The organism is Pseudomonas sp. SBB6 (assembly GCF_024213215.1).
GTDB lineage: Bacteria > Pseudomonadota > Gammaproteobacteria > Pseudomonadales > Pseudomonadaceae > Aquipseudomonas > Aquipseudomonas donghuensis.
Window position 1 is genome coordinate 14,428 of record NZ_JANAVH010000021.1, and the last position, 14,788, is coordinate 29,215.

9 protein-coding genes and 1 pseudogene are annotated in these 14,788 nt (G+C 60.7%); 8 read left to right on the forward strand and 2 right to left on the reverse strand.

Going from position 1 to position 14,788, the window contains the following annotated elements; translation table 11 throughout:
* Positions 1–21: 21 nt before the first annotated feature.
* Together NLX68_RS25945 and bfr are read left to right on the forward strand one after the other, a co-directional pair.
* The gene (locus NLX68_RS25945; RefSeq protein WP_254286375.1) at positions 22–1,470 is read left to right on the forward strand and encodes a catalase; all 1,449 of its coding nucleotides are present in this window, start codon (positions 22–24) and stop codon (positions 1,468–1,470) included.
* A 155-nt stretch (positions 1,471–1,625) separates the two neighbouring features.
* Entirely contained in the window at positions 1,626–2,090 is a 465-nt protein-coding gene (gene bfr / locus NLX68_RS25950; RefSeq protein WP_254286376.1) for a bacterioferritin, read from the forward strand.
* A gap of 61 nt (positions 2,091–2,151) precedes the next feature.
* Here the strand turns inward: bfr and uvrA are convergent, their stop codons facing one another.
* Positions 2,152–4,986 carry an excinuclease ABC subunit UvrA gene (gene uvrA, locus NLX68_RS25955; protein ID WP_254286377.1) on the reverse strand — a complete coding sequence of 945 codons (2,835 nt, stop codon included), beginning with the start codon at positions 4,984–4,986 and terminating at the stop codon, positions 2,152–2,154.
* Between the two features lie 129 nt (positions 4,987–5,115).
* Between uvrA and NLX68_RS25960 the strand changes: the two genes are divergently transcribed.
* The 6 genes from NLX68_RS25960 to NLX68_RS25985 all read left to right on the forward strand — a co-directional run bounded on the left by NLX68_RS25960 (position 5,116) and on the right by NLX68_RS25985 (position 13,118).
* Positions 5,116–6,510 carry an MFS transporter gene (locus tag NLX68_RS25960; RefSeq protein ID WP_254286378.1) on the forward strand — a complete coding sequence of 465 codons (1,395 nt, stop codon included), beginning with the start codon at positions 5,116–5,118 and terminating at the stop codon, positions 6,508–6,510.
* Between the two features lie 9 nt (positions 6,511–6,519).
* The gene (locus NLX68_RS25965; RefSeq protein ID WP_045200019.1) at positions 6,520–7,032 is read left to right on the forward strand and encodes a single-stranded DNA-binding protein; all 513 of its coding nucleotides are present in this window, start codon (positions 6,520–6,522) and stop codon (positions 7,030–7,032) included.
* Between the two features lie 270 nt (positions 7,033–7,302).
* Entirely contained in the window at positions 7,303–9,093 is a 1,791-nt protein-coding gene (locus NLX68_RS25970; protein ID WP_254286379.1) for a type I secretion system permease/ATPase, read from the forward strand.
* Positions 9,074–10,387: an HlyD family type I secretion periplasmic adaptor subunit gene (locus NLX68_RS25975; RefSeq protein ID WP_254286380.1), complete on the forward strand. Its 1,314-nt coding sequence runs from the start codon at positions 9,074–9,076 to the stop codon at positions 10,385–10,387. Before NLX68_RS25970 ends, NLX68_RS25975 begins: the two co-directional genes overlap by 20 nt.
* 2 nt (positions 10,388–10,389) lie before the next feature.
* A complete protein-coding gene (locus NLX68_RS25980; RefSeq protein ID WP_254286382.1) occupies positions 10,390–11,778 on the forward strand; it encodes a TolC family outer membrane protein in 1,389 nt (462 codons plus the stop codon).
* A 623-nt stretch (positions 11,779–12,401) separates the two neighbouring features.
* Positions 12,402–13,118: a response regulator transcription factor gene (locus NLX68_RS25985; RefSeq protein ID WP_254286381.1), complete on the forward strand. Its 717-nt coding sequence runs from the start codon at positions 12,402–12,404 to the stop codon at positions 13,116–13,118.
* A 161-nt stretch (positions 13,119–13,279) separates the two neighbouring features.
* On the opposite strand, the pseudogene NLX68_RS25990 reads toward NLX68_RS25985, so the two are convergent.
* Positions 13,280–14,788: pseudogene (locus tag NLX68_RS25990) on the reverse strand (hypothetical protein); the annotation flags it as partial.

Below are 14,788 nucleotides of genomic sequence, written 5' to 3' on the forward strand. Positions count from 1 at the left end.
AGACCGATAGGGAGAGAGAGCATGAGCCAGAACAAAATACTGACCACCGCCAGCGGCGCGCCGGTGGCCGACAACCAGAATTCGCGTTCGGCAGGCCCGCGTGGCCCGTTGTTGCTGGATGACTTCCACCTGATCGAAAAGCTCGCGCACTTCAACCGCGAGAACATCCCTGAGCGCCGCGTACACGCCAAAGGCTCGGGTGCCTATGGCACCTTCACCGTCACCCGCGATATCACCCCGTACAGCTGCGCCAAGCTGTTCAGCAACGTTGGCAAGCAGACCGAGACCTTCCTGCGCTTCTCCACGGTCGGTGGCGAGCGTGGTTCGGCCGATACCGAGCGTGACCCACGTGGTTTCGCCCTGAAGTTCTACACCGAGGAAGGCAACTGGGACATCGTTGGCAACAACACTCCGGTGTTTTTCATCCGTGATCCGCTGAAATTCCCCGACTTCATCCACACCCAGAAGCGCCTGCCGCAAAGCAACCTGAAAAGCGCGCAGATGATGTGGGACTTCTGGTCGCATTCGCCCGAGGCATTGCACCAGGTCACCATCCTGTTCTCCGACCGCGGGATTCCGGACGGCTACCGGCACATGCACGGTTTCGGCAGTCACACCTATAGCCTGATCAATGCTCAGGGCCAGCGTACCTGGGTCAAATGGCACTTCAAGACCAAGCAGGGCATCAAGAACCTGGCACCTGCCGAGGCCGCGCGCCTGGCCGGCACCGACCCGGACTACGCCCAGCGCGACCTGTTCGAAGCCATTGAGCGCGGCGACTTCCCGAAATGGGCTGTGTGCATCCAGGTGATGAGCGAAGAAGAAGCGGCCAGCCGCGACGAGAACCCGTTTGACGTGACCAAGACCTGGTCGCAGAAGGACTACCCGCTGATCGAGATTGGCGAGCTGGAACTCAACCGCAACCCACTGAACTACTTTGCCGAAGTCGAGCAGGCCGCGTTCGGCCCGAGCAACATGGTGCCGGGTGTTGGCCTGTCGCCAGACCGCATGCTCCAGGGGCGCGTATTCGCCTACGCAGATGCGCATCGCTACCGTGTCGGTACCAACCACCAGCAACTGCCGGTCAACGCCCCGCGCAGCCCGGTGAACAGCTACCAGCGTGATGGTTCGATGGCGTTTGGCAGCAACGGCGGTGCGGCACCGAACTACGAGCCGAACAGCTACGCCAATGCGCCGAAGCAGGCGCCTCAGTACGCTGAGCCGCCACTGGCCCTGAACGGTGTTGCCGATCGTTACGATCACCGCGAAGACACCGACTACTACAGTCACGCCGGCGCGTTGTTCCGACTGATGAATCCCCAGCAGAAGGCCCTGCTGATCAGTAACATCGCCGGCGCCATGGCCGGGGTGTCTGAAGACGTGGTTCAGCGTCAGCTGCAACACTTCTTCAAGGCCGATCCGGCCTATGGCGAAGGGGTTGCCAAGGCGTTGGGCCTGAATCTCGCCTAAGTCGAAGTGATAAAAAGAACCGCCCTCATTTGGGCGGTTTTTCAATGAATATCACTACTGTTTACCCACTTTTTTGCACTTTTATGCCCGATTCTCAGTGACCTTCCGGTCATCCTGGTTCAAACTATACCTTTCACACAGGGAGAGGCAGGGCGATGCAAGGTCACCCGGACGTAATCGATTATCTCAACACGTTGCTGACGGGCGAACTGGCGGCACGTGACCAATATTTCATCCACTCGCGGATGTACGAAGATTGGGGCCTGAGCAAGCTCTACGAGCGCATCAACCACGAAATGGAAGAAGAAGCGCAACACGCCGACGCCCTGATCCGTCGTATCCTCATGCTTGAAGGTACCCCGCGCATGCGTCCTGACGACCTTGACGTCGGCACCACCGTGCCGGACATGATCGCCGCCGACCTGCGCTTGGAATACAAGGTGCGCGCTGCGCTGTGCAAAGGCATCGAGCTGTGCGAACTGCACAAGGACTACATCAGCCGCGACATCCTGCGCGTGCAGCTGGCCGATACCGAAGAAGATCACACCTACTGGCTGGAAAAGCAGCAGGGCCTGATCAAGTCGATCGGCCTGGAAAACTACCTGCAATCGCAGATGTAATTTTCCCGAACAAAAAAAGCCCCGCCAGTGCGGGGCTTTTTCTTTTGCTAACGCGCCTACATCAGGCGCGGTCACGTTCCAGCAGCGGCTTGAGGTAGTAGCCGGTGTACGACTGCTTCATCTCGGCCACGTCTTCCGGCGTACCAAAGCCGATGATCTGCCCGCCCTTGGAGCCACCCTCGGGGCCAAGGTCGACGATCCAGTCGGCGGTCTTGATCACGTCCAGGTTGTGCTCGATCACCACCACGGTGTTGCCATGATCGCGCAGACGGTGCAGTACATCGAGCAACTGCTGGATGTCGGCGAAGTGCAGGCCGGTGGTCGGCTCGTCGAGGATGTACAGGGTCTTGCCGGTATCGCGCTTGGACAGCTCGCGTGACAGCTTGACCCGCTGCGCCTCGCCACCGGACAGGGTGGTCGCTGACTGCCCGAGCTTGATGTACGACAGGCCGACATCCATCAGCGTCTGCAGCTTGCGCGCCAGCGCCGGTACCGCGTCGAAGAACTCGCGCGCTTCCTCGATGGTCATTTCCAGGACCTCGTGGATGTTCTTGCCCTTGTACTTGATTTCCAGGGTTTCGCGGTTGTAGCGCTTGCTCTTGCACACATCGCAAGGCACGTAGATATCCGGCAGGAAGTGCATCTCGACCTTGATCAGGCCATCACCCTGGCATGCCTCGCAGCGCCCGCCCTTGACGTTGAACGAGAAGCGCCCCGGGCCGTAACCACGCGAGCGCGATTCCGGTACGCCTGAGAACAGTTCGCGGATCGGCGTGAACAAACCGGTATAGGTCGCCGGGTTCGAGCGCGGGGTACGGCCGATCGGGCTCTGGTCGATGTCGACCACCTTGTCCAGGTGCTGCAGGCCGTCGCAGCTGTCGTGCGGCGCCGCTTCCAGGGTGCTGGCACCGTTGAGCGCGGTGGCGCTGAGCGGGAACAGGGTGTTGTTGATCAACGTCGACTTGCCCGAACCGGACACGCCAGTTACGCAAGTCAGCAGGCCGATCGGAATTTCCAGGTCGACGTTCTGCAGGTTGTTGCCGCGTGCGCCTTTGAGCTTGAGCGAGAGCTTCTTGTTACGCGCAGTACGCTTGGCCGGTACGGCAATCTTGACCCGCCCCGACAGGTATTTGCCGGTCAGCGAATCAGGATGGGCCATCACCTCGGCGGGGGTACCTTCGGCGACGATCTGGCCGCCATGCACGCCAGCACCCGGGCCGATGTCCACCACGTAGTCGGCCAGGCGAATGGCGTCCTCGTCGTGCTCGACCACGATCACCGTGTTGCCGATGTCGCGCAGGTGATTGAGGGTGCCGAGCAGGCGGTCGTTGTCGCGCTGGTGCAGGCCGATGGATGGCTCGTCGAGGATGTACATCACCCCCACCAACCCGGCGCCGATCTGGCTGGCCAGGCGGATACGCTGGGCTTCACCGCCCGAGAGGGTGTCGGCGCTGCGGTCGAGGGTCAGGTAGTCGAGGCCGACGTTGACCAGGAACTGCAGGCGCTCGCAGATTTCCTTGAGAATCTTGTCGGCAATTTCGCCACGTCGGCCGGTCAGCTTCAGGCCGCCGAAATAGCCGCTGGCATCGCCGATCGGCAGGCAGGTGACGGCCGGCAGCGTCTTCTCGCCGACCCACACGTGCCGTGCTTCACGACGCAGACGGGTGCCGCGGCAATCCGGGCAGGGCTGGGTGCTGAGGAACTTGGCCAGCTCCTCACGCACGGTCGCCGATTCGGTCTCGCGGTAGCGGCGCTCCAGGTTCGGTACGATGCCTTCGAACGGGTGCGAGCGCTTGACGATGTCGCCTCGGTCATTGAGGTACTTGAAGTCGACGTTCTGTTTACCGCTGCCGTGGAGGATGACCTTCTGCTGCTCCGCCGGCAGTTCGCCGAAGGGGATTTCGAGGCTGAAGTCATAATGCGCGGCCAGCGAGCCGAGCATCTGGAAGTAATAGACGTTGCGCCGGTCCCAGCCGCGAATCGCGCCTTCGGCCAGGGTCAGCTCGCCGTTGACCAGGCGCTTGGTGTCAAAGAACTGCTTGACCCCCAGGCCGTCGCAGGTCGGGCAGGCACCGGCCGGGTTGTTGAAGGAGAACAGCTTGGGTTCCAGCTCGCTGATCGCATGGCCGCAGATCGGGCAGGCGAAGCGGGCGGAGAAGATCATCTCTTCGAACGGCTCGTCATCCATTGATGCGACCAAGGCAATGCCGTCGGCCAGCTTCAGCGCGGTTTCGAAGGATTCGGCCAGGCGCTGCTGCAGGTCCTCGCGAACCTTGAAACGGTCGACCACCACTTCGATGTTGTGCTTTTTCTGCTTGTCCAGCTTCGGCAGCTCATCGAGCTCGAACAGCTTGCCGTTGACCCGTGCACGGACAAAGCCCTGGGCGCGCAGTTCTTCGAAGACCGCCAGGTGTTCACCCTTGCGCTCGCGAATCACCGGTGCCAGCAGCATCAGTTTGCTGCCTTCGGGTTGGGCCAGCACCAGGTCGACCATCTGGCTGACGGTCTGCGCTTCCAGCGGGATGTCGTGGTCCGGGCAGCGCGGGGTACCGACGCGGGCGTAGAGCAGGCGCAGGTAGTCGTAGATCTCGGTGATGGTGCCGACGGTCGAACGCGGGTTGTGCGAGGTCGACTTCTGCTCGATGGAAATTGCCGGTGACAACCCTTCGATGGTGTCGACATCGGGCTTTTCCATCATCGACAGGAACTGCCGGGCATAGGCCGACAGGGATTCGACGTAGCGGCGCTGGCCTTCGGCGTACAGGGTATCGAAGGCCAGGGACGACTTGCCGGAACCGGACAGGCCGGTGATGACGATCAACTTGTCCCGGGGCAGGGTCAGGTCGATGTTCTTCAGGTTGTGGGTTCGTGCCCCACGAATCAGGATCTTGTCCACTGCGGCCTCGCTCGGCGGGCATAAACGGTTGAGTATACGGCTCCAGGCCATTACGCGGCAAAGCGTCGCGTATATGCCGTTAAGCGATGGGGCTGGTAGAATCGCCGCCGGTTCACACGAGGTTTATCCATGCACGATCCCCACAGCGAACGCATGAGTGGCAGCGAGACCCGCGCCGCAGGCGGCCTGGCCCTGGTGTTCGCCTTCCGTATGCTGGGCATGTTCATGGTCCTGCCAGTACTGGCGACCTATGGCATGGACCTGGCGGGGGCCACCCCGGCACTGATCGGCCTGGCCATTGGCGCCTACGGCCTGACCCAGGCTTTCCTGCAGATTCCGTTCGGGATGATCTCCGATCGCATCGGTCGGCGCCCGGTGATCTACCTGGGCCTGGTGATCTTTGCCCTGGGCAGCGTGCTGGCGGCCCAGGCCGACTCGATCTGGGGGGTGATCGCCGGACGCATCCTGCAAGGTGCCGGGGCGATTTCTGCCGCGGTCATGGCCTTGCTCTCTGACTTGACCCGCGAACAGCACCGGACCAAGGCCATGGCCATGATTGGCATGAGCATCGGCCTGTCGTTCGCCGTGGCCATGGTCGTCGGCCCGCTGCTGACCCGCGCTTTCGGTCTATCGGGGCTGTTCCTGGCCACTGCGGCCATGGCCCTGGTCGGTATCGCCCTGATTGCCTTCGTGGTGCCGGCGTCACACGGTGCGTTGCAGCATCGTGAGTCGGGGGTGGCCAAGCAGGCCCTGGGGCCGACCTTGCGTCACCCGGACCTGCTGCGCCTGGATGTAGGCATCTTCGTCCTGCACGCGATCCTGATGGCCAGCTTCGTCGCCTTGCCCCTGGCCCTTGTCGAACGTGGCGGGCTACCGAAGGAAGAGCACTGGTGGGTGTACCTGACCGCCTTGCTGATTTCATTCTTTGCAATGATCCCGTTCATCATCTACGGCGAAAAAAAGCGCAAGATGAAACGTGTCCTGCTGGGCGCGGTCAGTGTGTTGATGCTCACCGAGCTGTTCTTCTGGCTGTCGGCAGACAACTTGCGCGAACTGGTGATCGGCACCGTGATATTCTTTACTGCCTTCAACCTGCTGGAGGCATCCTTGCCTTCACTGGTAAGCAAGGTGTCGCCCGCCGGCGGCAAGGGCACGGCCATGGGGGTGTATTCCACCAGCCAGTTCCTTGGTGCCGCGCTGGGAGGAATTCTCGGTGGCTGGTTGTTCCAGCACGGTGGCCTGAGCACGGTGTTCCTTGGCTGCGCAGCGTTGTGTGCCCTGTGGTGGGTCGTGGCGCTGAGCATGCGTGAACCGCCGTACGTGACCAGCCTGCGCATGCCGTTATCGGCCGAGGCGGTACGGGAAGCGGGGCTGACCGAGCGGCTGATGGCCGTACCGGGTGTGACCGACGCAGTGGTGGTGGCCGATGAAGCCGCCATCTATATCAAACTTGATACACAAATTTTGGATCGCACGACCCTGGAACGCCTGGTAAATCCGGCTTCCTCCGCGTGCGAAGCCTAGGAGAACGTTATGGCCCGTGGGGTTAACAAAGTCATTCTGGTCGGTACCTGCGGCCAGGATCCCGAAGTCCGCTACCTGCCCAACGGTAACGCCGTGACCAACCTGAGCCTGGCGACCAGCGAGCAGTGGACCGACAAGCAGACCGGCCAGAAGGTCGAGCGTACCGAATGGCACCGCGTTTCGATGTTCGGCAAGGTTGCCGAGATCGCCGGTGAATACCTGCGCAAAGGCTCGCAGGTCTACATCGAGGGCAAGCTGCAGACCCGTGAGTGGGAAAAGGACGGCATCAAGCGTTACACCACCGAAATCGTCGTCGACATGCAGGGCACCATGCAGCTGCTCGGCGGCCGTCCACAGAACCAGGACGGCGCCCCGCAAGGCGGCAACAACTACAACCAGGCGCCACGCCAGCAGGCTCCGCGTCCACAGCAGTCCGCGCCACAACAGCGCCCGGCGCCTCAGCAGGCCGCACCGCAGCCGGCTCCGGACTTCGACAGTTTCGATGACGACATTCCGTTCTAAGCCGCGCTGGGTGACCAGAGACAATCGGTAAAATGTCTAGCCAAAGCCCCCGTTTAACGGGGGCTTTGGCGTTTTAGGGGGGACAGTTTCAGTTGACTCAATTCTGCTAGCGCCATTCGGTGCTCGGCCATCAACAGCGTGGCGGCCTGCTTGAAGCTTGGTTCTTCCCGTTCCAGGCGACTTGCCTGAGGCGATCTGGCCAATTGCTCAACGCAGTCGTTCGGCATGATCTAAGCTCCACAAAGGATGGCGTTTCGAGCAGGGGTTTCAATGCGAAGCACACCTGAAAACAGTCTGAAGCACGCGTTGAAAATCTGTAGAGACAGCTTTGTTTCTGTTGGCTTCTTCAGCTTTTTCATTAACGCGTTAATGCTTGTCCCTACCTTCTATATGCTTCAGGTGTATGGGCGGGTGATGTCGAGCGGAAGCCTGACGACCCTGGCAATGCTAACGCTGATCATGACCGGGCTGCTGATCACGCTCGCCTCCCTGGAATGGATTCGTTCGCGGATCATGGTTCGGGTCAGTACCCGGCTGGATGTGCTGTTGAGTCGCCAGGTCTATAAGGCCAGTTTCAAACGGGCTCTGGAAAGTGGCGGCATGGATGCCTCGGCGCAGTCGCTCAACGACTTGACGGGCTTGAGGCAGTTTCTCTCCGGCAACGGGTTGTTCGCCTTTTTCGACGCGCCCTGGCTGCCGATCTATATCGCGGTGATGTTCGCGTTTCATCCCTGGTTTGGCTGGGTAGCGACCGGCAGTGCTCTGTTGTTGTTATTGCTCGCATTCATCAATGAGAAGCTGACCGGGCCGGTACTGGCCCAGGCCAACAAGGAGCATATCGGCGCGACGCTCTACACCACGAAGAACCTGCGCAACGCCGAAGTCATCGAGTCGATGGGCATGCTTGAAACCCTGATGGATCGCTGGGGGCGTCGGCAAAGGAACGTGCTGCTGCTGCAGTCCCTGGCGAGTGATAGAGCAGCGATTGTCAGTACGCTTTCCCGGTCTTTCCGGCTTCTGGTGCAATCACTGGTGCTGGGGCTGGGGGCCTACCTGGCGGTGGATCATCAGGTGGGCGCAGGCATGGTGTTTGCCGGGGCCGTGCTGCTGGGGCGGGCACTGGCCCCCATCGATCTGATCATCGGTAGCTGGAAGGGCTTTACTGCCGCTCGCTCGCAGTACAGTCGTCTGAACGACATCCTCGACAAACAACAAGCGCAACCCGAGCGTCTGTCTTTACCTGCGCCCCAGGGGCACGTGCAGGTCGAGAATCTGATAGTCGCGGCACCTGGCTCGAAAACGCCGATCATCAAGAACATCAGCTTCAGCGTACCTGCCGGTTGCGTGGTGGGAATCATCGGTCCAAGTGCCTCGGGCAAATCGACCCTGGCCAGGGCACTGATGGGGGTGTGGGCGCCGCAGCATGGGGTGGTCCGGCTGGATGGCGCAGACATCAGCACCTGGGACAAGCATGAGCTTGGCCCGCATATCGGTTACTTGCCCCAGGATATTGAACTGTTCGAAGGCAGCGTTGGCGAGAACATTGCCCGTTTTGCCGAGGTCGATTCGGCGAAAGTCATTCAAGCTGCCAGGACTGCGGGCGTTCACGAGATGATTTTGCTGCTGCCCGATGGCTACGACACCATCATCGGCAGCGAGGGTGTCATGCTCTCGGGAGGGCAGCGCCAGCGCATCGGACTGGCTCGCGCCCTGTATGGCAACCCGCGACTGATTATTCTCGACGAGCCCAATTCCAACCTTGACGAAGTCGGTGATCGTGCCCTGGCCGCAGCCATCCAGCAGCTCAAGCAGACCGGCGCGACGCTGTTTGTAATTACTCACCGAACCAACATCGTCTCGCAACTTGACCGGCTCATGGTGATGAGGGCTGGGGTTATCACTCTCTATGGGCCACGCGACCAGGTGCTGGCCGAACTCAATGCGCAGCAACCGCAGGTACCAAAGCACGCCATGCCAGCACCAGTAGGCGCCAGCATGGCCTCGGTCGAGACTAGCAAGGGCAATGGCAATGAACCCTACGATGCCCAGCCGTCAAATTGAAAGCTTCGCTGACCTACCCACAGCAGATCGTAAAATCCGCCGCCTGGGCCTTGGCATTGTAGGGGTGACTTTCGGCTTGTTCGGCACCTGGGCGGCGATCGCGCCCCTCGACGGCGCCGCTTACGCGCCGGGGGTGGTCACCGTGCAGGCTTATCGCAAAACGGTCCAGCATCTTGAAGGGGGCATTGTCAAAGAGGTGCTGGCCCATGACGGTGACATCGTCAAGCGTGATGACCCGCTGATCATTCTCGATGATGCCCAGCTGCGCTTCGAGTATGAGATAGCCCGAAGCCAGCTGCTCGCGGCCAGAGCCATGGAGGCCAGGCTCATCGCCGAGCGCGACACGCTACCGGTGATCGGTTTTGGCAAGATCGCCGATCTCGCCAGCCTGCGGGGAGAGGAAGCGCGTCAGGGCGAGACTCAGGTGTTCAACGCTCGGCAGGGCTCGCGGCTGGGCCAGATAGCGGTGTTGCGCGAGCGCATTGGCCAGTTGAATCAACAGATCAAGGGACTGGAGTCGATGATCGGTACCAAGGTTAGTCTGGAGAAATCCTACAGCGGTGAAATCAATGAATTGACCGACCTGCTGCAGCAGGGGTTCGTTGACAAACAACGTCTGCTCGAGCAGGAGCGCAAGCTGGGGATGCTCAGGTCGGAGGTGGCTGATCATCGTTCCACTATTAACAGGACGCGTCTGCAGATCAACGAAACGCAGCTGCAGATTCTGCAGGTCGACAAGGATTTCAGTGCCGACGTTGTCAAGCAACTGGCCGAGGTCCAGACCCGGATATACGACCTGCAAGAGAAAACCTCGGCCCTGGAAGACCGGCTCAGCCATATCGTCATCCGCGCACCCGACGCGGGCATGGTGATTGGCATGACAGTGCACACCATTGGTGGTGTGGTGCGCCCGGCAACGCCGTTGCTGGACATCGTTCCATCGGTTTCCGAGCTGGTCATAGAGGCCCAGGTGGCACCGGTGGATATTGATCGCATCGCCATCGGCAAGCGTGCCGATATCCGTTTCGGTGCGTTCAAGAGTTCGACGACGCCGGTGATCGAAGGCGAGGTCAGCAGCGTATCGGCTGACCGGCTGACCAATGAAAAGACCGGGGCTGCCTATTACCTGGCGCGGGTCCGGGTAACCGAGGAGGGCGCGCGCACCCTGGGTGAGCGCAAGTTATTGCCGGGGATGCCGGCGGACGTGTTGATCATCACCGGGCAACGCACGCTGTTGCAGTACTTGATGCAGCCGGCCCGCGATGTCATGTCTCAATCGATGATCGAGGAATGACCGTGGGCATGTCGTCAGTGCTTTTTGGGGGGGTGTTCATGCTGGCTGTGGGTGCCGCCCTGGGGCAAACCGCTGCACCAGCATCGACCGGGGTCAGTGCCTCTACGTTCTCCACCGACCTCATGCAGTTGTATCGCGAGGCGCGACTGGAGGACCCGCGGGTATTGGCCTCTTTTGCGCAAGCGCAGGCGGGCAAGGAACATCAACGCGAGGCCATGGGGGCGCTGTTGCCGCAAGTATCGCTCAATGCCGGGTCGAACCGAATTCACCAGGAAAACGACCTGATACAGCAGAGTTACGATAGCGAAAGCTACAGCCTGGTGCTGCGTCAGTACCTCTACAACAAGGCCGCGTGGGAGAACTACCAAAAGTTCAAAAGCTTGGCCAGGCAGTCCGAGTCGCAAGCACTGGATGCCCAGGCCGAGGCCACTGTGGAATTGGCGCGGCGCTACTTCACCGCGTTGGCGGCCGAGGATGAGCTGGAGTTGGTGAGGGCGGAGCGTCGAACCACGCAAAAGAGTCTGGACCGAGTCAATGCGTTGTACGAAAAGCAGCTGGCGTTGGTGACGGACCAGCTCGACCTCAAGGCCCGGGTGGATTTGCTCGCGGCGCAGGAACTGGATGCCCGCAACCAGGCCAGTATCAGTCGCGAGGCACTGGCGGAGATCGTCGGCAGGCCGGTCAAGGAGAAGCTCAACCGGATACGTGATGACGCGCAGCTACGGGTTTCGGCGCAGAGTATGGAGGACTGGGTCCGCGAGGGTATAGCGCAAAACCCGACGCTCAAGGCCAGCGAGAGTGGTGTCGAAGCAGCGGGTGCCGCGTTGCGCAGTGGCAAGGGCGGGCACTATCCGACCGTGAGCCTGAACCTGAGCGCACAAGAAACCAACGAGGGCTACAACAACTCCCAGACGCCGCGTACCGACAGCTATGTCGCTGGCATCGGCGTTCAGGTGCCGCTGTACAGCGGCGGCTCGACCTCGGCGCGGGTCCGTGGGCTCTACCAGGATCAGCTGACCGCCGAGCAGGAGCTGGAAGCGATCCGGCGCCAGGTGGTCAAGGAGATCACCAGCGCTTACCTGACTGCCAATTCGAACGGCGAAAAAATCCACGCAAATCGTCTGGCCCTGGCCTCGGCAAAGCTTTCCAGGGTGGCGGCAGAGAAAGCGTTGACCTACGGGATGGTCAATGCCGTCGATGTTCTGGCCAGTGTACGCAACGAGTTCCGCGCTCGGCGTGACCTGCTCAAGACGCAGTACGAATTCCTCAGTAATGTGTTCACCCTCAATCGCTGGGCGGGAAAACCGCTAGCCGAAAGTGTCGACAGTGTCAATGGCTGGTTGAGTCCCGGAAGCCCCGCCCAGGCAGCGGACGTTGAATCCGAGTATTAGCCGAAAGCGTGCCTGGTCATTCAACGCGGATGATCGCCAACCGATTGCCATGATCTACAGCCCTAGCGCCGGAAAACATCATGTTCATCAGCGGGCAGGTCATGGCTGCGACCACTAAATTCGCGTGCCTTTATCCGTTCACCCCTGCGGCCTGTCAGGTCAGGTTCATGGAACTCGCAGAAACGGGTGGAGTCGAAAAATTGACAGGTGTATTGTTGGCGCATGTAACTACACACCATTCGTCTGTTAATTGACGATTTTGCTCGGTGTCAGACTGTGCTTACAGGCCGCCTGTAGCGAGCCTAAGACCTTGATTTCCGAGGGCTAGGGCCACTCCTTGAAAGCATCGATCGGGCTCCTCGCAGGAGGCTTGAGTCTGCAGCGGGTGGGTGGCGGCGCGTTGGGCTGACCTAGACTCAGTTGAGGGGCTCTAGGGAGCACAGCATCGTGCGTAAGCTATTGATAGTTATTTCTATTTGTGTTGTCTCGATGACGCTTTCCGGCTTTGGGAAGCGTCCGCAACCCTTGTCGATGCCACGGCTAGACGTGGCCCCGGGGCTGTTGACCCAGCAAGGTCAACGGGTGCAGGTCATAGATCGTTTTTCATGGGAGGCAGGAACGTCATGCCTAACCACAGAAAGCCGATACGTGTGATGCTGGTCGATTGTCGCCCCCTGGTTCTCATGGGGCTTCATGACTTGATCAATGCCAGGAAGCCGCGGATGGAAGTGAGCGGCGAGGCCACCACCTATACCAATGCGCTGGATCTTGCCGATCAGTTGCATCCCAATGTCATTCTTTTCAGTTTCTTTCTGGATGTGCTGAGCCCGCTGGAGGTCGTCGCGGGACTCGCTCGCAGCGCTGAAATGAAAGTGCTGGTGCTCAAGGGCCTGTACGAAGCCGTCCCCGTTGTCCAGGCGATAGAGGCGGGCGCACGCGGTATCGTGCTGGCGGAAGACCCGACGGAGTCGATCATCCAGGCCATCATCAAGGTTCACCATTACAACAGTGGGCTGGACAGAGCCTGGGTCGGTGGGCTTTCCGGCTATGCCGCGGCCATGCATACACCCTTGAAATATAACCTGGAGCGGGCGAAACAGGCGCGGCTGACGCTGCGCGAGCGGGAGCTGATTCGCGCCATCGTGGGCGATCCGTCCGCCAAATACGTGAGTATCGCCGGGCGCCTGGGGATCAGTGAGCACACCGTGCACAACCATCTCAGCAACATCTATCAAAAGCTGAATCTGATCAATCGCATCGACTTGCTGATGTACGCGCTGAAGCACGGGCTCAACAACAACGAAGAACCGCCCGAGTCCATCCGGGTGGAGCGGGATTGATTTTCACGTCGAAACAAGACTGCTTGAGCACGTTTTGGTGCGCCTGGGCCATCACCGGGGCAGGGGCCCCAGGTTGAGGGTGCTGACGTTGTCGAAGTTTCAAAAAGTAATGCGAGGGTGGTTGCCACGCCACCCTCGCATCCTTTCACACGTGCGCTGCCTCAGGCGCCGCCAAACACAATGTCGCTATTGAGCAGATCGACCCCGACCAAGGTGATGGTCGTTGTCTGTCCGCCCGTCTCGGCAACCGTCACGATGCTGTCTGCACCGCTGTTGTTGATCGATTGGACAACGGCGTTCTGGTCGCCGTTGAGCACCAGCGTGTCTCGCAGGCTTAGGCTCGCATCGAAGCCGGTGACCTGGTACAGGTTCTCATCGGCGGACAAATCGATGTTGAAGGCATCCCGCTCACCGCCCGTACCCACCAACCGGTAGTCGAAGAGGACGTCGGTCGGGTCGTTGGCGAACAGGTTGGCGTCGAACGCACTTGTCGCCGTGTCCCCATCCTTGTCCGTCAGCGTCGCATTGAACGCCAGCTTGATATCGCTGGCCAGGTTCTCGCTCTGCTGAATGAACTGGATCACCGGGATCTTGATCTCGCCCCTGGCCATCGTCAGCTGAACCGCGTCGATCAGCGCCGTGCCCTGTTTCTCAATGAGGAAGGATACCTGTCCGCCGTCCTCCGGCGTCAGGGTGTTGACCTCGATGAGGTTCGAGAACGTGCCATCCTCGTAGTAGATCCTGTAGTACAGGTCTTCTGTTGCCGTAGTGTATCCCCCGACGGAGTTGTCGATGAAGACCTTCATGGCTGTCAGCAGGCTCTCCGGATTGACGACGAAACTTTCATCGGCGTTGCTGATGGCCGCCAGGTTGTCTCCTTGGAAAAGGTTGTTGGCGACGCCGATGCCGGATGTGCTGACGTTCATGGACGCCGGGTCGATGTACGCGGGCAAGGGGTCGGTCTGTATCACCGTTTCGACGGGGTCGGGTTTCCCCAGCCCAATGCCGGTCAGGATGTCCGCCGTTGACGCAAGCGCCTTGGCGGAAAAGAAGACAATCTCCTCGGAGGGCGAAGGGATAGTCAGGTCAGCCGGCTCTGGAATCAACAAGGTGCGTACGGGGTCCGGGCCGCCGGCAGCGAGCGCGCCGTCGGCACTGCTGAGCACGATCGTCGAACCGAAGCCTTGCACCAGATCCAGTGCATAGCTGCCATTGGCAAAGGCGGTCAGCGTGTAGTCGACGGTGGTGTTCGCCGTTGCCGCATTGTTGTCGAAGTCACCGGTCAAGGTCCCGGCGAACTGGTACGCACCATTGACGTCCGGCGAGGGCACCAGCTCGGTGAGCGTGCCGGTCCCGGTCGTGGTCGTGTTGTCGGGCCTGACGAGGGTGAACTGGCCATTGACCAACGAGATGTTCAGGCCCGTCGCCCCCAGCCCATCGGCGCCGGCCGACTTGCTCCAGAAGCCATATTGCGCAAGGACGCTACCGGTCCCGATCAGGTTGCCGAATGCGAGTGCCGGGCCGTCGTCCTTGATCACCAGGTTCTGCCCGATATTGAGGGTGGCCTGGGCGCTGTCGCCGTCCTTGTCGGTCTTGGTCGCCGTCAGGGTCACCAGGTTGTCGGAGGTCAGGCTGGTGGAGTCATCCGGATTGGTCGCGTCGGGATGGAT